Source organism: Streptomyces sp. YIM S03343, assembly GCF_054729195.1.
The window spans coordinates 766654-784881 of sequence record NZ_JBPUKX010000002.1 but is presented as its reverse complement, the minus strand read 5'-3'; the positions used below and the strand labels follow the sequence as shown (position 1 = coordinate 784881).

At 71.4% G+C, this 18228-nt stretch carries 17 protein-coding genes; 12 read left to right on the top strand and 5 right to left on the bottom strand.

The genetic code is table 11. The features are described 5' to 3' along the window. Positions 1 to 399 precede the first annotated feature (399 nt). Entirely contained in the window at positions 400 to 1860 is a 1461-nt protein-coding gene (locus ACSYGN_RS39260) for an eCIS core domain-containing protein (RefSeq protein WP_460405287.1), read from the top strand. Here the strand turns inward: ACSYGN_RS39260 and ACSYGN_RS39255 are convergent. Both ACSYGN_RS39255 and paaK read right to left on the bottom strand, forming a co-directional pair. Further along, positions 1857 to 2012 (bottom strand): hypothetical protein, encoded by a 156-nt coding sequence (locus ACSYGN_RS39255; protein ID WP_460405285.1) that lies wholly within the window; start codon positions 2010 to 2012, stop codon positions 1857 to 1859. The genes ACSYGN_RS39260 and ACSYGN_RS39255 overlap by 4 nt on opposite strands. Before the next feature lie 126 nt (positions 2013 to 2138). Continuing rightward, on the bottom strand, positions 2139 to 3431 hold the full coding sequence (gene paaK / locus ACSYGN_RS39250) for a phenylacetate--CoA ligase PaaK (RefSeq protein ID WP_460405283.1): 1293 nt from the start codon (positions 3429 to 3431) through the stop codon (positions 2139 to 2141). Positions 3432 to 3570: 139 nt separating this feature from the next. Here paaK and ACSYGN_RS39245 point away from each other — a divergent pair, with 139 nt between their 5' ends. The 3 genes from ACSYGN_RS39245 to ACSYGN_RS39235 all read left to right on the top strand — a co-directional run bounded on the left by ACSYGN_RS39245 (position 3571) and on the right by ACSYGN_RS39235 (position 4787). Then, positions 3571 to 4020 (top strand): hypothetical protein, encoded by a 450-nt coding sequence (locus tag ACSYGN_RS39245; RefSeq protein ID WP_460405281.1) that lies wholly within the window; start codon positions 3571 to 3573, stop codon positions 4018 to 4020. After that, on the top strand, positions 3984 to 4079 hold the full coding sequence (locus tag ACSYGN_RS39240) for a DUF397 domain-containing protein (protein WP_460405279.1): 96 nt from the start codon (positions 3984 to 3986) through the stop codon (positions 4077 to 4079). The genes ACSYGN_RS39245 and ACSYGN_RS39240 overlap by 37 nt, the downstream gene beginning before the upstream one ends. Positions 4080 to 4316: 237 nt before the next feature. Continuing rightward, positions 4317 to 4787: a hypothetical protein gene (locus tag ACSYGN_RS39235; RefSeq protein ID WP_460405277.1), complete on the top strand. Its 471-nt coding sequence runs from the start codon at positions 4317 to 4319 to the stop codon at positions 4785 to 4787. 67 nt (positions 4788 to 4854) lie between these two features. Here ACSYGN_RS39235 and ACSYGN_RS39230 read toward each other — a convergent pair whose 3' ends face one another. Further along, positions 4855 to 5535, bottom strand: a complete 681-nt coding sequence (locus ACSYGN_RS39230) for a formylglycine-generating enzyme family protein (protein WP_460405796.1) — start codon at positions 5533 to 5535, stop codon at positions 4855 to 4857. A gap of 266 nt (positions 5536 to 5801) precedes the next feature. Between ACSYGN_RS39230 and ACSYGN_RS39225 the strand changes: the two genes are divergently transcribed. Beyond that, on the top strand, positions 5802 to 5984 hold the full coding sequence (locus tag ACSYGN_RS39225; RefSeq protein WP_460405275.1) for a hypothetical protein: 183 nt from the start codon (positions 5802 to 5804) through the stop codon (positions 5982 to 5984). 16 nt (positions 5985 to 6000) lie between these two features. Here the strand turns inward: ACSYGN_RS39225 and ACSYGN_RS39220 are convergent, their stop codons facing one another. After that, positions 6001 to 7656, bottom strand: coding sequence for an acyl-CoA synthetase (locus tag ACSYGN_RS39220; RefSeq protein WP_460405273.1), 1656 nt, complete (start codon positions 7654 to 7656; stop codon positions 6001 to 6003). A gap of 174 nt (positions 7657 to 7830) precedes the next feature. On the opposite strand from ACSYGN_RS39220, the gene ACSYGN_RS39215 reads away from it, so the two are divergent. The 7 genes from ACSYGN_RS39215 to ACSYGN_RS39185 all read left to right on the top strand — a co-directional run bounded on the left by ACSYGN_RS39215 (position 7831) and on the right by ACSYGN_RS39185 (position 16214). Next, positions 7831 to 8631, top strand: a complete 801-nt coding sequence (locus ACSYGN_RS39215) for a crotonase/enoyl-CoA hydratase family protein (protein WP_460405271.1) — start codon at positions 7831 to 7833, stop codon at positions 8629 to 8631. A 114-nt stretch (positions 8632 to 8745) separates the two neighbouring features. Then, positions 8746 to 9687 (top strand): Zn-ribbon domain-containing OB-fold protein, encoded by a 942-nt coding sequence (locus tag ACSYGN_RS39210; protein WP_460405269.1) that lies wholly within the window; start codon positions 8746 to 8748, stop codon positions 9685 to 9687. Next, complete coding sequence (locus ACSYGN_RS39205; protein ID WP_460405267.1) at positions 9684 to 10745, top strand: thiolase domain-containing protein; 1062 nt, start codon at positions 9684 to 9686, stop codon at positions 10743 to 10745. Before ACSYGN_RS39210 ends, ACSYGN_RS39205 begins: the two co-directional genes overlap by 4 nt. Next, complete coding sequence (locus ACSYGN_RS39200; RefSeq protein WP_460405265.1) at positions 10742 to 11908, top strand: thiolase domain-containing protein; 1167 nt, start codon at positions 10742 to 10744, stop codon at positions 11906 to 11908. The genes ACSYGN_RS39205 and ACSYGN_RS39200 overlap by 4 nt, the downstream gene beginning before the upstream one ends. A 129-nt stretch (positions 11909 to 12037) precedes the next feature. Then, a complete protein-coding gene (locus ACSYGN_RS39195) occupies positions 12038 to 12280 on the top strand; it encodes a DUF397 domain-containing protein (RefSeq protein WP_460405263.1) in 243 nt (80 codons plus the stop codon). A 398-nt stretch (positions 12281 to 12678) separates the two neighbouring features. Beyond that, a complete protein-coding gene (locus ACSYGN_RS39190; protein WP_460405261.1) occupies positions 12679 to 15633 on the top strand; it encodes an ATP-binding protein in 2955 nt (984 codons plus the stop codon). An 83-nt stretch (positions 15634 to 15716) separates the two neighbouring features. Next, entirely contained in the window at positions 15717 to 16214 is a 498-nt protein-coding gene (locus ACSYGN_RS39185; protein ID WP_460405259.1) for a hypothetical protein, read from the top strand. Between the two features lie 10 nt (positions 16215 to 16224). Here ACSYGN_RS39185 and ACSYGN_RS39180 read toward each other — a convergent pair whose 3' ends face one another. Further along, positions 16225 to 18198: an N-acetylmuramoyl-L-alanine amidase gene (locus ACSYGN_RS39180; RefSeq protein ID WP_460405257.1), complete on the bottom strand. Its 1974-nt coding sequence runs from the start codon at positions 18196 to 18198 to the stop codon at positions 16225 to 16227. Between the last annotated feature and the right edge of the window lie 30 nt (positions 18199 to 18228).

Here is an 18228-nt window from a genome sequence, read left to right as displayed (position 1 = left end):
CGGCATGATCAACGGGCATGCTCGGGGCTGTTCCGCAGGCCGATGTAGTTGTCGAGGTGTCTGTTGTCGTTCCGTCCTCGTTCGGGTGAGCAAGTCCCGCTTCTGACCGCGCAGATCGCACGGGCGAGCAACCCGGGTGGTCGCACTCGGTGGTTGAGTACCTCCACAGCACCTCGCGGACGGCCACGCGGAGCAGCCTGCCTACGCCAGGGTTCGGCTTGGGGCCGGGCGGCACCGCAGTCCAGGTGCCGGTCCCCATACGCGCCGTACCCGTCACGGCGGTGCGGGTGGGTTGCCCGAACGATCAGGTGACTCTGCCCGGATCCCCCTTCACCGCGGCACGCCGGGCGCGGTATCCAGGAGCGGACACCCGATCCGCCCCCGAGAGGCCCGGTCCGCATGCGTACACGAGAAAACGGCACGTCGTCCGACGAGGCGAAGGCCAGTCCTCCGGCGCGCCGGGCGGACGTGGCGTCGGCCGCGCCCGTCGCGGACCCGCGCGCGCCCATGGCACTGCGCGCCGTACAGCGCGGCGCGGGCAACGCCGCTGCCGTGCAGATGCTCCGCCGGGCCGGGCACCCCGGCGTGCAGGCCCCGGTGCAGCGTTCCACCGTGCCCGGCGTGCTGGGTTCCGCCGGGCGGTCGCTGGACGAGGCCACCCGTACGGACATGGAGTCCCGTCTGGGCGCGGACTTCTCCGACGTCCGGGTCCACGACGACGCCGCCGCCCGGCGCTCGGCCGCCGAGATCGGGGCCCGCGCCTACACCTCCGGCAACCATGTCGTCATCGGCGATGGCGGGGGCGACCGGCACACCCTCGCCCACGAACTCACCCACGTCATCCAGCAGCGCCAGGGCCCCGTGGCCGGCACCGACCACGGTGACGGGCTGCGGGTCTCCGATCCCACCGACCGCTTCGAGCGCGAGGCCGAGAGGAACGCGCACCGCGCGCTGTCTGGCCGGGGCACGGCCACCTCGGCGGCTAAGCCCGGGACGGAGGCGGTGTCGACGCAGCGCAGCGTCCGCGAGGGGACCGTGCAACGGGTCGGGACCCCCGAGAACGTCCAGGACGTGTGGACCAACCGCCACTGGGAGCAGGAGGCCGGGGACCGTCCGGCGGTGAACCCCAATCCCCCGGGAGGCGGCCGGACCCTCACCGTGATCCTCAGGGACGTGGCCAACCAGCTCCTCACGGAACTGGCGGCGCAGGGCGAGAGGGCCGGGCAGAAGGAACTGCGGGTGTTCCGGACCATGACCAACGAGGAGGCCGACGCGATCCTCGAGTGGCGGGGGGCCGGCAAGAAGGAGGGCACCGAGGCCTGGCTGCGCGAGAACCGGGGCGCACCGGCGGGGATCACGGAGAGGTACCACGCGGCCAAGGCGCAGCCGGGGTCCGCCGTCGGCGCCATGCCGGTCAAGAAGCACCTCGGCGACTGGGACCAGGCGTACGACTACTACGAGCGCAACCACGCGCAGCACTACGCGACGGCGCCGAGGGCCGCAAACGGCAGGGTCGTCGGCGGTCCGGAGGTCCGCGTGCTGGAGTTCACGCTCAAGAAGGGCGCGCACGAACTGCTGTTCAGCCCCGATTACATGGCGCTGGCCGGCAACACGGGGGCACCCGCGGCCCTTCGGAAGATCTACGGGGAGCAGAACCGTCAGTTCGCCACGGCCTCCGGCAACGAGGGAAGTCTCACCGGGTACGTCGGCATGAAGCTTGAGGACATCGGGGACTTCAGCCTCAGCGTCGGCTCGAATGCCGAGGCCACCCAGTTGCTGTTCCAGTTGTTCGTCCAGGACATCCAGGACGTGACCAAGCGCGCCAGCCACCGGTGGAACGCCGAGACGGAGGCGTACTAGGCATCCTGGCAGGAGGAGATGGGCGAGGTGCGCTGCCGGATCGGCAGCGACTGCCGTGCTGCCTCCCGCCACAACTCCCCCATCTCCTCCGCCACTCCCGGTGCCGCCAGGAGGAACGATGCGTCGTAGCGGGGGAATCGGGGAATCGCCACCGCTCCCGCCTCCACCGCGATCAGGTAGGCCGGGAGGCCGTCGACCCCGTGAACTCGCCGATTGCCGCTGCCGTGGCTGGCCTGCGGCTACCTGGGTGAGGGAGAGGGCGGTGGTCCCGTCCACCCCTACCGCAGATCCCGAATCCGCCGCAGCTTCCCAAGCGACCGCTCCAGCGACTCCGGCTCGACAATCTCGACGGAAACCGTCACCCCGATCACGTCCTTGACGGCACAGGCAATCGCCCGTGCAGCAGCCGCCCGCACGTCCTCCCCCACCCCCGGCCGCGCCTCCGCGACGACAGTCAACGAATCCATCCGCCCCTCCCGAGCCAAGCGCAGCTGAAAATGCGGAGAAACCCCCGGCGTGCGCAGGACGATCTCCTCGATCTGCGTAGGAAATAGATTCACCCCCCGCAGAATCACCATGTCGTCACTGCGCCCCGTCACCTTCGCCATCCGCCGGAACGCCGGCCGAGCCGTCCCCGGCAGCAACCGCGTGAGATCCCGCGTCCGGTACCGCACCACCGGCATCGCCTCCTTGGTGAGCGAGGTGAACACCAGCTCCCCCTCCTCACCCTCGGGCAGCACCTCCCCGGTGAACGGATCGACGACCTCCGGCAGGAAGTGGTCCTCAAAGATATGGAGACCATCCTTGGTCTCCACACACTCCTGGGCCACCCCCGGCCCCATCATCTCCGACAGCCCGTATATGTCGACCGCGTCGAGGGCGAACCGCTCTTCGATCTCCCGCCGCATCTCCTCGGTCCAGGGCTCCGCCCCGAACACCCCGACCCGGAGCGAGGTCCCGCGCGGATCGATGCCCTGGCGCTCGAACTCGTCGAGGAGGGTGAGCATGTAGGTCGGCGTCACCATGATGATGTCGGGCCGTAGATCCTGGATCAGCAGCACCTGCCGGGCGGTCATACCGCCGGACGCGGGGACGACCGTACAGCCGAGCCGCTCGGCGCCGTAGTGGGCGCCGAGCCCGCCGGTGAAGAGGCCGTAGCCGTACCCGATGTGCACGGTGTCACCGGACCGGGCGCCCGCCGCGCGCAGGGAGCGGGCGACGAGGTCCGCCCACACCGAGAGGTCGCCCTCGGTGTAGCCGACCACGGTCGGGCGGCCGGTGGTGCCGCTGGAGGCGTGGATACGTCGGATCTGCTCGCGCGGCACGGCGAACATCCCGTACGGATAGTTCTCGCGCAGGTCCGCCTTGGTGGTGAACGGGAAGCGGGCGAGGTCGTCGAGGGAGCGGCAGTCGTCGGGGTGGACGCCCGCCGCGTCGAAGGACCGGCGGTAGTGCGGCACGTCGGCGTAAGCGTGCCGCAGGGTGGCGCGCAGCCGCTCCAACTGGAGGACGCGCAGCTCATCGGGCCCGAGCCGTTCCCCCGCGTCCAGCAACTTCGTCGCATCCGCCATGGGAGTCTCCCTCGCCGCCCTCATGCCACCGTACACACCACGGAAACGGTCGACCGATCATTCGGTCGGGCCGCCTGATCAGTAATCCAGGCGGCTCGGGCTGGAGCAAGAGAGCTGCGCGGACTTTCTCCAGCGTGTCGTGTCTTCTCCGCCGTGCCGTCCAGCGGGGGCAGCTTGTGCCGGAGTCCTCCATGTACGCCACCGCCACACCGAGCGCTACACGGTCGTCGGCAACCACCTCGCCCAGCACACCTCCCTCTCCGCCACGGCGATCGGCATCGGCGTGCACATCCAGTCCCTGCCGGACGGCACCTCCGTCACCGTCAAGGCACTCACCCTGCGCTTCCCGGAAGGAGAGACGACGATCGGCAACGCACTGAACGAACTGGAGACGGCCGGCTACCTCGTCCGCCGCCGGGTACCGCTCGGACGAGGACGCATCGCCACGCGCACCTTCTTCTTCGACCATCCCGGAGCGGCGGTCGTACGGCTCACCGAGCCGGGCAGTGGCGGGGACGCCGCCGCCCCGGTTCCGGCCAGCATGATGTTCACGTGCGGGACTCCAAGGACACCGCTCGCCCCGGACTGACCGTTGGCTCGGGTGCGTGGGTCACGTTCGTAGGGTTCGCCGCCAACCGGATGGGCTGAGTCGTTGCCTTATTGCTGTGCCCTGAGGCTCCGGGAAGAGTCACAGGGCACAGGCATGCTCGGGCAGGCCGGACGGTCAGGCGCCAAGGCGACCGGCTCGGGAGCGGAGAGGCTTCCGGGCCACAGTGCAGTTCAGCGGCTTGCAGCTGTAGTAACCGACCGGACGTACCGGATAGCGTCTCCCCGCCGACCTGGTGCAGGGCGGCGGGGAGATACCTGACTGAGTGGGAAAGACGGTTGACGATGCAGCGCTGGCGGGACAGGCAGGCCTTCGGAGTAGTTTTCATCGCAGGACACCTGACCTTTGCCGCTTACACGCTCCTGCACACGGGGCGCACGGATTTCTGGTACTTGTCCATCATTCTCGGACTTTCCGCGATGGTCGTTTACGCCGCACTGCGGCAGATACTGCCGAGCGTGCGCCGGAGCCCACGTGCTCTGTTTGTCCGCAACACCCACTGCACGTACGGGATTCCCTGGGGTCAGATCACGAGCGTCGCATGGAACCACTATCTCGGGCTGCATCTCACGCTGAACGGAGGCGACAAACCCATCGTTGTCGAGGCATTTAGCGCCTGGCCCGCCTTCGGACGCCACTTGCGGATACGCGATGAGTTGGAAAGAGAACGGCAGCGGTTCGCGGCGGACAGTGCTGGCGAGGACTTGCGCAAGATCCCGTCGAAAGGCTACTGGGGTTGGCACTGGTGATTCCCATCCTCGTCATGTTCATCTCCATGTTGGTCGAAGGGGTGAGCAATCTGTTCTAGCCAACCCGTCAGCCCCTCACTGGGGGCGGTGTCGGCCAAGGTAGTGGCGTGGAGCGCGCGATGCGAAATCCCACGTCGTCGATCCGGAACGTCGGGTGGCTGCGCCGCCGTACCGACGCCCGGCAGCTCCAGTGCTCGTCGGCCCATCCACCACCACGGAGTACCCGGTAGGTGCCGTACACCTCGGCGTCGTAGACGTCCCAGCACCAGTCCCACGCATTGCCCAGCATGTCGTACAGGCCCCATGCGTTGGGCTGCTTGCCGCCGACAGAGTGGATCCGCCCATCGGAATTGCCTTGGTACCAGGCGACCTCGTCGAGAGGGCCGTACCGCGGGCCAGTAGTACCCGCACGGCAGGCGTGCTCCCATTCGGCCTCGGTCGGCAACCGGTACCCGTCTGCGGAGGTGTCCCAATCGGCCGTCTCGGTGTCGACGCACAGGAGATACGCGGGCGTCAGCCCCTCGCGTCGGGACAAGGCGTTACAGAACCGGACCGCATCCCACCACGAAACACCCTCGACTGGCAGCCGCTCGCCTTGGGTGCTACTCGGCCGTCGGCCTGTGACTTGTGCGTACCAGGACTGGGTGACCGGGAACGCCGACATCTGAAACGGCGTGACCTCGACCGGCCAACTGATCTGCGTCCGCCGGTCCGACAGCGTCACCTGTCCCGATGGGACCGCAACCATCTCGTTTCCTGCCCCCGCGTCCACAACAGGTCACCCTACCGGCGCCTTTCCAACCGTGCCCCTCGGAGGCTGGGCATTCCGTACGGGTGAGTATGCAGAGCTTTCGCGGCGGACCGTACTCGGCGCCGCCGGGAAGGCCGCGGCGGCAACGCTTCTTACCGCGGCAGGGACAGCCCAGGCAGCCGACACCACAACGGCAGGTCACGAACCAGGAGACCGATACCCCCACGGCCGTCCGCACTGAAGAGCAGAAGTACGAAGCGTACGTGGCTAGCGACGAGGGCGAATGGCTGACCTACGCCACCTTCCAGGCCCACTCCGACCCCGGCGACATGTGGGCCTTCGTCGATGCGGCCCTGGCCCGCCTGAGGCAGAAGTACCCGCACTCGACATTCACCGGGAACGTTCGGCGGCACGACCAGGTCATCACCGACATCACACACCCGTGATGTCTGTAAGCACTTGTTATGGCAGGCGGCCCTCGTCCGGGCTCAGCCGTCCGCCCCCCCCCGCCACGTCCCGGGCCCAGCGGTAGTCCGCCTTGCCGCTGGGGGAGCGGCGGATGGTGGGCGTGATCACCAGCTGGCGGGGGATCTTGTAGCCGGCGAGATGCGCTCGGCAGTGGGTCTGGATGTCGGACAGGGTGGGTGGTGCGGCGCCGTCGCGCAGTTGTACCACCGCCGCCACGTGGCTGCCCCAGCGGGCGTCGGGTACTCCGGCGACCAGGGCGTCGTAGATGTCGGGGTGGGACTTGAGGGCCTGCTCGACCTCCTCCGGGTAGACCTTCTCGCCGCCGGTGTTGATGCACTGTGAGCCGCGGCCGAGCACGGTGACTACGCCGTCCTCGTCGACCGTCGCCATGTCGCCGAGCAGCACCCAGCGCACGCCGTCGCGCTCGAAGAAGGTCTCGGCCGTCTTCTTGGGGTCGTTGTAGTAGCCGAGCGGTACGTGGCCGCACTGTGCGACCCGGCCGACCTCTCCGGGGGCGATGGGCTCGTAGGTTGCCAGGTCGACCACTCTCGTACGGGAGTTGACGCGGATGCGGAAGCCGCGGTCCGGTCCGGAGTCGTCCGTCGCGGTGCCGTTGAAGCCGGACTCGGAGGAGCCGAAGTTGTTCAGCAGCATGGCGTTCGGGAGGAGTTCGCGGAACTGCCGTCGCACGGTGTCCGACATGATCGCGCCGGAGGAGGAGACGCTGAACACCGAGGATGTGTCGGTGCCCTTCATCGGTCCGTGGAGCGCGTCGATCAGCGGCCGGATCATGGCGTCGCCGACCAGGGAGATGCTCGTGACCTTCTCCCTCGCGATGGTGCGCAGCACCTCCTCGGCGCTGAACCTGCGGTGCAGCACGACGCGTTGGCCGAAGTTGAAGCCGATCATCGCGGTCAGGGTCGACGTGCCGTGCATCAGCGGGGGAGTGGGGAAGAAGGTGATCCCCTCTCCGCCGGCCGCTACCCGCTCGGCGAGTTCCTCCGGCCTGCCGACCGGCTTACCGGTGGGGGCGCCGCCGCCCAACCCCGCGAAGAACAGGTCCTCCTGACGCCACATCACACCCTTCGGCATCCCCGTCGTGCCGCCGGTGTAGATGATGAACTGGTCGTCGCCGGACCGCTTGTCGAACCCGCGTCCGGGCGAACCGGCCTCCTCCGCCTCCGTGAACGCCACCGCCGGCACCTCGGCCGCGCCCTGCGCCGGTGTCGGCGTGGCACCGACCCGGACCAGGTGCCGTAGCGCCGGAGTGTGCGGCAGCGCCGCCGCCACCCGGTCGGTGAACTCGGCGTCGTAGACCAGTGCTACCAGGTCCGCGTCCCGGTAGAGGTACACCAACTCATCTTCGACATAGCGATAGTTGACGTTCACCGGGACGATCCGTGCCTTGAGGCAGGCGAACACCGTCTGGAGGTACTCGACCCCGTTGTAGAGGTGCAGGCCGAGATGCTCGTCGGGCCGTATCCCGCTGTCGAGCAGATGGTGGGCCACCCGGTTCGCCGCCGCGTCCAGCTCGGTGTACGTCAGCCGCCGCTCCGCGCCCGTGCCCGGGTGGTCGAGGTACACCAGGGCCTCGCGGTCCGGGACCACGTCGACGACCGACTCGAACAGGTCGGCAATGTTGTACTCCACCGCTCCTCCTGACCCTGTCTGGCCCTGATCCGCTCGTCCGTCGGTCATCACAGCAAAGGCGGGGGCAAGTGGGAAGGGCCCGCGGCAAGAAATCTGACTGAGTGTCAGAAAACCCTTGAAGTGCCTCCGTCCCTACTGCAACCTGTTCTCGTTCTGTCAGAGGGGAGACGGTCGATGGGCGGCACGGAACACCTCACCGAGCGGCGCGAGGGCGCCACGCTGGTGCTCAAGCTCAACAGGCCAGAGGCCAAGAATGCGCTCTCGCTTTCGATGCTCGTCGGCCTCTACGACGGCTGGCTCGCGGCCGACGCGGACGACTCCGTCCGCTCGGTCGTGCTCACCGGCGCGGGCGGCGCGTTCTGCGCGGGCATGGATCTCAAGGCGCTGGCGGGCCGCGGCATGGCCGGTGAGCACCTCCGGGACCGGCTCAAGGCCGACCCCGATCTGCACTGGAAGGCCATGCTGCGCCACCACCGCCCCCGCAAACCGGTGATCGCCGCCGTCGAGGGGTACTGCGTCGCTGGCGGCACGGAGATCCTCCAGGGCACCGACATCCGTGTCGCGGGTGAGTCCGCCACCTTCGGGCTGTTCGAGGTGCGGCGCGGACTGTTCCCGATCGGCGGCTCCACGGTCCGGCTCCAGCGGCAGATCCCGCGCACCCACGCCCTGGAGATGCTGCTCACCGGCCGCCCCTACAGTGCCCGCGAGGCCGCGGACATCGGGCTGATCGGGCATGTCGTCCCCGACGGCACCGCGCTCGGCAAGGCCCTGGAGATCGCCGAGCAGATCAACTCCTGCGGCCCGTTGGCCGTCGAGGCCGTCAAGGCGTCCGTGTACGAGACCGCCGAGCTGACCGAGACCGACGGCCTCGCCGCCGAACTCGCCCGCGGCTGGCCGGTCTTCGACACCGCCGACGCCAAGGAGGGCGCCCGCGCCTTCGCGGAGAAGCGGCCACCGGTCTACCGGCGCGCCTGAGCCCGTGGCGAGCTTCGGTGCCCTTGCCGCCGTACGGCCGTCACCCGAAAAACCAGCAACGGCGGGTTCGCCCCCCGCCACCCCGCGCTGCCCGAGCCCGAAGGAGACCCCCGGATGCCCGAAGTCCTCCAAGCGCCCCTCGTCGTCGAGTTCCCCTTCACCCGCTCCCTCGGCCCGGTCCAGTCCGCCTTCCTCACCGGACTGCGCGAACGCGTCGTGCTCGGTGTGCGCACCCGCGACGGCCGCACCCTCGTCCCGCCCGTCGAGTACGACCCCGTCACCGCCGAGGAGATCCGCGACCTGGTCGAGGTGGCCCCCACCGGCACGGTCACCACCTGGGCCTGGAACCACGCCCCCCGGCGCGGCCAGCCCCTGGCCACCCCCTTCGCCTGGGTCCTCGTCCGCCTCGACGGCGCCGACACCGCCCTGCTGCACGCCCTGGTCGCCCCAGGCCCCGACGCCATACACACCGGCATGCGCGTCCGCATCCGATGGGCCGAGCAGCGCACCGGCGCCATCACCGACATCGCCTGCTTCGAGCCGTACGATGGCGGGCCCGGCGAAGTCACCTGCCACAACGGGGTGTTCGCGGATCCGGTTACCGGCATCGTCGCCGAGGCCCGCCTCGACTACACCTACTCGCCCGGCCGCGCACAGACCGCCTACATCGCCGCCCTCGCCGAGCAGCGCACCGTCGGCGAACGCTGCCCGTCCTGCCGCAAGGTCTACGTCCCGCCCCGCGGCGCCTGCCCCACCTGCGGCGTGGCCACCGCGGAACGCGTCGAGGTCGGCCCGCGCGGCACCGTCACCACCTACTGCGTCGTCAACATCAAGGCGAAGAACCTGGACATCGAAGTCCCCTACGTCTACGCCCACATCGCCCTCGACGGCGCCGACCTCGCCCTGCACGGCCGGATCGGCGGCATCCCCTACGACCAGGTCCGCATGGGCCTGCGGGTCGAGCCGGTGTGGACGGAAGGGGGGCGCCATCCCGACCACTACCGGCCCACCGGCGAACCCGACGCGGACTACGACACCTACAAGGAGCTGTTGTGACGCGGGACATCGCGGTCGTCGCCTTCGCGCAGACCGACCACCGGCGCGCCACCCCGGAGCAGTCCGAGGTCGAGCTGCTCATGCCGGTCCTGCACGAGGTGCTCGACCGGACCGGGCTGAAGACCGCCGACATCGGTTTCACCTGCTCCGGCTCCTCCGACTATCTCGCGGGCCGCGCCTTCTCCTTCACCCTCGCCCTCGACGGCGTGGGCGCCTGGCCGCCGATCTCCGAGTCGCACGTCGAGATGGACGGCGCCTGGGCGCTGTACGAGGCATGGACCAAACTGCTCACCGGGGACGCCGACACCGCCCTCGTCTACTCCTACGGCAAGTCCTCGCCCGGCTCGCTGCGCGACGTGCTCACCCGGCAGCTCGACCCGTACTACGTCGCCCCCCTGTGGCCCGACTCGGTGGCCCTGGCCGCCCTCCAGGCCCAGGCCCTCATCGACGCCGGCCACACCGACGAGCCCGCGCTCGCCGCCGTCGGTGCCCGCAGCCGGACCGCGGCGGGCGAGAACCCCCACGCCCAGCTGCGTGGCCCGGTCCCGCACGGTGATTACCTCGTACGGCCCCTGCGCACCGGCGACTGCCCGCCCGTCGGCGACGGCGCCGCCGCGGTGATCCTCGCCGCCGGCGACCGCGCCCGCGAACTGTGCGACCACGCCGGTGCCCGGCCCGCCTGGATCCGCGGCGTCGACCACCGCACCGAAGCCCACGCGCTCGGCGTCCGCGACCTGACCGACTCCCCCTCCACCCGCCTCGCGGCCGAACGCGCCGGAGTCTTCGAACGGCCCGTGGACACCGCCGAGCTGCACGCGCCGTTCACCGCGCAGGAGGTGATCCTGCGCCGGGCGCTGCGGCTCGACGACAGCGTCACCGTCAACCCGTCCGGCGGCGCGCTCGCCGCCAATCCGGTCATGGCGGCCGGACTGATCCGTATCGGCGAGGCCGCCGCACGCATCCACCGCGGCGTCTGTGACCGGGCGCTCGCCCACGCCACCTCCGGCCCGTGCCTCCAGCAGAACCTGGTCGCCGTACTCGAAGGGGATCCGCGATGAGCAAGGAGCCCGTGGCCGTCACCGGGATCGGCCAGACCAAGCACGTCGCCGCCCGCCGGGACGTGTCGATCGCGGGACTCGTCCGCGAGGCCGCCGGACGCGCCCTGGAGGACGCCGGACTCACCTACGCCGACATCGACGCCGTCGTCATCGGCAAGGCGCCCGACTTCTTCGAGGGCGTCATGATGCCTGAGCTGTACCTCGCCGACGCCCTCGGCGCCGTCGGCAAACCCATGCTGCGGGTGCACACCGCCGGTTCCGTCGGAGGGTCCACCGCGCTCGTCGCCGCGAACCTGGTCGCCGCCCGCGTCCACGGCACGGTCCTCACCCTCGCCTTCGAGAAACAGTCCGAGTCCAACGCCATGTGGGGACTGTCCCTGCCCATCCCCTTCCAGCAGCCCCTGCTCGCCGGGGCCGGCGGCTTCTTCGCCCCGCATGTCCGTGCCTACATGCGGCGCAGCGGGGCGCCCGACACGGTCGGCTCGCTGGTGGCGTACAAGGACCGGCGCAACGCCCTGAAGAACCCGTACGCCCATCTGCACGAGCACGGCATCACCCTGGAGAAGGTGCAGTCCTCGCCGATGCTGTGGGACCCGATCCGCTACTCGGAGACCTGCCCGTCCTCCGACGGCGCCTGCGCCATGGTCCTCACCGACCGCGCCGGAGCGGCCCGCTCGCCCCGGCCGCCGGCCTGGGTGCTCGGCGGTGCCATGCGCAGCGAGCCGACCCTCTTCGCGGGCAAGGACTTCGTCTCCCCGCAGGCGGGCAAGGACTGTGCCGCCGACGTCTACCGGCAGGCGGGCATCGCCGATCCGCGCCGCGACATCGACGCCGTCGAGATGTATGTGCCGTTCTCCTGGTACGAGCCCATGTGGCTGGAGAATCTCGGCTTCGCGGAGGAGGGCGGCGGCTGGAAGCTCACCGAGTCCGGGGTGACCGAGCTGGACGGCGACCTGCCCGTCAACATGTCCGGCGGGGTGCTGTCGGCCAACCCGATCGGCGCCTCCGGCATGATCCGCTTTGCGGAGGCCGCTCTCCAGGTGCGCGGCCAGGCGGGCGAACACCAGGTCGACGGCGCGCGCCGGGTGCTCGGTCACGCCTACGGCGGAGGGGCCCAGTTCTTCTCGATGTGGCTGGTCGGGGACCGGCCGCCGGGTTCCTGACGGACGTCTCGCCGAAGGCCCGGAAGCGGCCGTTCCGGGGTGTTGGGGAAGTTCGCCTCATGTGGCCTGTGCGGCGTCGGGACCGATCGCTAGGCTGGCCGCGGACGACGAACCGGGAGGAGCACGGACGTGGCCGAGAGCACCATCCAGCAGCACCGGGCGGCCGGCTGGGACAAGCCGGAGCTGGACCTGAGCAACGCCGACTGGCAGTCCGGCAGCCGGGGGCTGGGGGATGTCCAGATCGCCTTTGTCGAGGGCTTCATTGCTATGCGCAACAGTGGCCGTCCGGAGAGCCCATCCCTGATCTTCACCCCGGCTGAGTGGGGAGCGTTTGTGTCGGGGGCGCGGGAAGGTGAGTTCGACTTGACGTGATCGCGCGGGCGGGCGGCTCGTTGGTGCGCGGACGAGGACCGGCCCGCGTCAGGGGTTTTTGCGCCCCCGCCGCCCCTTCCCGTTCCCGTCCCTGGGGGCTGCGCCCCCGGACCCCCCTTGTCGGCCCTTCGGGCCTCGTCCTCAAACGCCGGACGGGCTACAAATCAGCTGAGGAGCGGGGGTACGGGGGCGGAGCCCCCCTGACGGGACGGGAAGGGGCGGCGGGGGCGCAGACCCTCCTGCCCGGCGGACCGCCCCGCCCCGCTCGGGCGGGTTCGGTCAGTACCGGTCAGTCGGTCTCGTCCGGGGGGCCGGGAGCGTACTCTGAGCCGCCTGTAGGTCACGGTGTGCGTCCGCTCCCCGCGCGGGCCCGGGTCCGTGACAGGGGGTGGGCTGTGATGCGGCGGACCGTACAGAACAGACGGAACGAACGGACCCTCTTCGAGCGCGAGAGCGAACTCGCCGCGGTCGACGAGGCGCTGGACGAGCTGGTGGGACCGCACCCGGAGGGTGCCGGACCGCCGCACCATCCGCGCGGCGCGCTGCTCGCCGTCACCGGCCGCGCCGGGCTCGGCAAGACCACCCTGCTCGCCGAGATCCGCCGCCGGGCCGCCGCCCGCGGCTGCACCGTGCTGTCCGCCCGCGGCGGCGACCAGGAGCAGCGCGTCGCCTTCCACGTCACCCGGCAACTGCTCCAGCCCCAGCTCGCCGGGACCTCCGAGGCCGAGGTCCGCGCCGCGCTGGGCGGCTGGTACGACATCGTCGGCCCCGCCCTCGGCCTGTGCGCCCCCACCGAGGGCGCCCCGCCCGACCCGCAGGGACTGCGCGACGGCCTCGACTGGGTCCTCACCCATCTCGCGGTACGGCGCGCCCCGATGGTCCTCGTCCTCGACGACGCCCACTGGGCCGATCCCGAGTCCCTGGGCTGGCTCGCCGCCTTCGCACCCCGCGCCGAGGAACTCCCGCTGCTGGTCGTCGTCGCCTACCGCCCCGACGAACTCCCCGACCACGCCGACGCGTTCCGCATGCTGCCCGGCCGTGCGGGCGGCCGTCCCCTCGGCCTGGAACCGCTCAGCCCCGAAGCCGTCGCCGACCTGGTCCGCCAGACCCTCGGCGGCCACGCCGACGACACGTTCTGCCACGAGTGCTGGGCCGTCACCGCGGGCAACCCCTTCGAGACCGTCGAACTGACCGCCAAGGTCCTCGACCGCGGCCTCACCCCCACCGAGGACGGCGCACCCCTGCTGCGCGACCTCGCCGCCGCCGTCAAGGGCAGCGGTCTGATCGCACGCCTCGAACGTCTGGGCGCCTCCACCGTGCGCTTCGCCTGGGCCTGCGCCGTCCTCGGCACCGAGATCCGCCCCGCGCTCGCCGCCGCCGTCGCCGGACTCGGCCGCGAGGAGGCCGCCGACGCCGCCGACGCCCTGCGCGGCGCCCGCATCCTCACCGGCGCCGCCAGCACGCCCCTCGAATTCGTCCACCCCCTCATCGCCACCGCCGTATACCGGGCCATCCCGCACGGTGTCCGGGTCGCCCTGCACGGGCAGGCCGCCTGGTGCGTCCTCGACGACGGCCAGGGTCCGGCCGCTGCCGCCCGGCACCTTCTGGAGACCCACCCGGAGGGCGACCCCACGGTGGTACGGCAACTGCGCGCCGCCGCCGCCGAGACCCTCCGCGCCGGGGCACCCGACGCCGCCCGCGGCTATCTGGCCCGCGCCCTGCGCGAACCCCCGCCCCCCGAGCAACGGGCCGCCGTGCTGTACGAACTGGGCAGCGCCGCCCTGCTCACCGAACCGGCCACCACGGTCAACCATCTGCGCGCCGCCCTCGACGAACCCATCGCCGATCCCGCGCTGCGCCACCGTATCGTCTGCCGGCTCGCCCAGGTCCTCGCGCACAGCGACCGCCTCACCGAGGCCTCCGGCACCCTCGACCAGGAGATCCGCCGCACCGACGACGCCCGGGTACGGCTGCGGCTGACCGCCGAACAGCTCATGTGGGACGCCTTCGACGCCGCCGAGCCCGACCACCCCTCCCGCTCCCGCAGGCTGACCCGGCTCGCCGACCGGCTCAAGGGCCGCGACCTCACCGAGCGCTACATCATCGGTCTGCGCGCCTGGGACGCCGTCCAGCGCGGCGAACCCGCCCCCGTCGCCCTGCGGCACGCCTCGCGCGCCCTGGAGGGCGGCCTCTGCTGGGCCGATCCCGAGCGCGGCTTCGAGGTGCCGGTGCTGGTGTCCCTGGCGTTCATGTACGCCGACCGGCCCGGCCGCACCGAGGAACTGTTCACCTCCGGCATCGCGGACTACGAGCAGCGCGGCTGGCGCGGCGGCCACCTGTCCTTCGCGTACACGCTCCTCGGCTACGTCCGCCTCCGCCGCGGGCGCCTCGCCGAGGCCGAGGACTTCGTGCGCGCCGGACTCCGGCTGGCCGAGCGTGTCGGCCCCGGCACCCCCGCCCACTGGTACGCCGTGGGCACCCTCGTCGAGGTCCTGATCGCCCGCGGCCGGGTCACCGAGGCAGCGCACATCGCCGACGCCTACTGTTTCGCCGAGCCCTTCCCCGCCGCCGTCGTCTTCCCCGACGCCCAGACCGTGTACGGCGGACTCCTCCTCGCCCGCGGCCGCACCAAGGAGGCGGCCGTGCAGCTCGCCGCCGCGGGCAGCCGACTCGACGGGCGCGGCATCCGCAACCCCGCCTGGAGCCCCTGGCAGCTCCATCTCGCCCGCGCCGAGGTCCGCGAGGCCCCCGAGCGGGCCGTCACGACCGCCTGCGAGGCGCTCGCCCGGGCCCGCCAGTTCGGCACCCCGTCCGTCGTCGGGCAGGCCCTGGGCACCCTCGCGGAGGTGTCCACCGGACCGGCCCGCGCGGAACATCTCGCGGAGGCCGTCGTCCAGCTGGAGCGTTCACCGGCCGCCTACGAGCTGGCCCGCGCCCTGGTCGCCCTGGGCACCGAACTGCGCCGCACCGGACGCCCCGACGAAGCCGCCGACCACCTCTACCGCGGTCTCGACACGGCCGTGCAGTGCGGCGCCGACGGCCTCGCCGACACCGCCCGCGACGAACTCGCCGCCGCCGGACTGCGCCCCCGCCGCCCGCTCGGCGCCGAGACCGACACCCTCACCGTCCGGGAGCGCGCCGCCGCCGACCTCGCCGTGGGCGGCCGCACGCCCGCCGAGACCGCCGCGGAACTCGGCGCCGACGAGCAGACCGTCGTACGGCTGTTGTCGGCGGTGTACCGCAAGCTCGGCACCGATCCGACGGGCCTGGCGGCGGCACTGGGCGAGCGGCGGACCGGACCGGAGGACCATCCGGCCGGGTGGTCCTCCGGTCCGGACCATCCGGCCGGGTGACACCGGCCCGAGCATCCCGCTGCGGGCCGGTCAAGAGCGGCTCCCGGCCTTCGTCGGGCTCGCCGGGCACGTACCATGGCCGCATGTCGTTCCTCCGCCGCCGCAGTGCCACACCCGCGGGCCCTGACTTCGACGTACTGGCCATGGACCCGGGCGACTGGCCCGGCAATCTGGGCGCGGGCCTGCTGCCCGCCCCGGACGGCACCTGCCAGGGCGTGTTCCTGCGCTACGACCTGTTCGGCGGCCGCGGCCCCGCGATGATCATCGGCAATCTGCCGGAGGGCTCCCCGGCCCGTGACGTCGCCGAGGGCGAGATCCCCTTCGAGGTCGGGCAGCTGCTGGTCGCGCTGGAGAACGAGGAGGAGGTGACCGTCGTCGGCACCGAGGACATGCCGGTGATGCAGGGTGACAATCTGCTGATCGTGCGCCGCCTCAAGTTGTCCGAGGGCCGGATCTCCTGCGTCCAGTTCGACCGCAGCGACAATGTCCTGGTGACCATCGCCGCCTGGGACCGCCCCATCACGGACGACCTGTACGCCCTGCTGAAACCGCTCCCGGCGGAACTGTTCCAGCAGGGCTGAGACATCTGGGCTACGACCCGGACCGCTCCACCGTCACATCGGCGGCGCGGACGAACGCCACCCGGTGGCCGAACTGGATCTCGTAGTACAGGTCGTCACCGATCACGACCCGGTGCGAGTCGGTCGTGAAGGTCACCGCGTAGTAGTACTCGCCCGGCAGCTCGTCACCGACGACGTACTTCTGCCCCTTGAGCAGCTGGTACGGCAGCGGTGAGACCGACTGGGCGGGCACGCCCGCCGGGTACGCCTCCTTCTCCGGGTAGGCGCGTCCGTACACCGGGACGCTGTCCAGCCCGTCCTTCGGCGTGACCACCAGCCCGGCCGCGTTCACGGCGGTGCGCTGCGGACCTGCCGGGTTCCTGAACCATGCCTCCTGTCCCAGGTACCAGATCGCCGTCCAGTCGCCCTGCCGGTCGGCGACCGCGTACTGCTGGCCGGTCGACACCCGCGACGACAGATCGTTCACCCCGGTCGTCGGCTCGGTCTTGAGACCGATGTCCTTGATCAGCGGGTACGACTCGCCCGGCCCCGAGTACAGCCGCACCTCGCTCGACCCGTGCGCGGCACACGTCTGGCCTGCGGTGACACAGCCCGTGTACTCCGGCTGGTTGGCGGTGTAGTCCGGCAGAATCGTCACCAGACCGCCGCGCGGACCCGCGGTCGGGTGGAGGGGCCGGCCGAGCAGCTCGAAGTAGTGCCGCCAGTCCCAGTACGGGCCCGGGTCGGTGTGCATCCCGGGGATGTACGAGGTGGTCGGGCCCGGCACGGTGTCGTGGCCGAGGATGTGCTGCCGGTCCAGCGGGATGTCGTACCGCTTCGCCAGATACCGCACCAGCCGCGCCGAGGCCCGGTACATCGCCTCCGTGTACCAGGAGTCCGGGTAGGCGAGAAAGCCCTCGTGCTCGATGCCGATCGACTTGGCGTTGATGTACCAGTTGCCCGCGTGCCAGGCCACGTCCTTCGCCTTGACATGCTGGGCGATCAGTCCGTCGGTGGAGCGGATCGAGTAGTTCCAGGACACATAGGTCGGGTCCTGGACCAGGTTGATCACCCCGTCCCAGGCACCCTCGGTGTCGTGCACGACGATGTACTTGATGCTCTGCGACGCGGGCCGGTCACCCAGGTCGTGGTTGCCGTAGTCGTGGTCGCCGAACTCCTCGTACGGCGCCGGGATCCACTCGCAGGACACCGACCTCGGGCACTCGGTGCCGTCGTCGGAGACCGTGCGCAGGCCGGTCCGGCCCAGTTGCGCGGTGTCCGGGGCGAGGTCCGGCGCCGCGGCGAGCGCGACCTGCTGCCCGGCGTCCGTGACGCGCTGCTCGCCGCCGCGGATCACGTCGTACACGTCGTCGGCGTACGCGGCGGCCGTCGAGGAGTCGTCGGCGCCGGAGAACTCGGCGACCGCGCCGTACCAGTCGGCGGGGTCGGCGCTCAGCGGCTCGCCGAGCGTGCGCTGCGCGGCGGCGAGCAGCGCGGCGCCGCCCGCCACGTTCGAGGCCGGGTCGGTGCGCAGCGCTTCGGCGCTCAGCCCGGTCAGCTCGGCGGCCTTGGGGAGGGTCTTCAGACGGGCGGGGAGCGCGGCGTTCTGCGGGACCGTCGTGGTCGGGCGGAGGGCGGCGCGGGCGGTGTCGCCACGGGCGTCCTCGGTGCCCTCGCCGTGGTGGGACACGGCCGCCGCGAGCGCGGTGCGGGCGTCCGTGAGGTGCATCGGGCCGTAGCCCCCGCTGACGCTCGGCGCACCGGCGTGGGTGTCCCAGCGGGACTGGAGGTAGGAGACGCCCAGCAGGACGCTCTGCGGCACGTGGTACTCGGCGGCCGCGTCGGCGAACGCCTGCTGCAGCGATGCGGTGGCGGGCGTGCCGGCGGCCTCGGGCGGGGCCGCGCCGAGCAACGGCAGCAGTAAGGCCGCCGTGGCCAGGGCACCGGCGGCCCTGTGGACACGTCTGTGCCCGGGGACGGTGGGTTCGGTGGCGGATCCTCGCAAGGCGGCCTCCTGTGACGGACGGTCAGATCG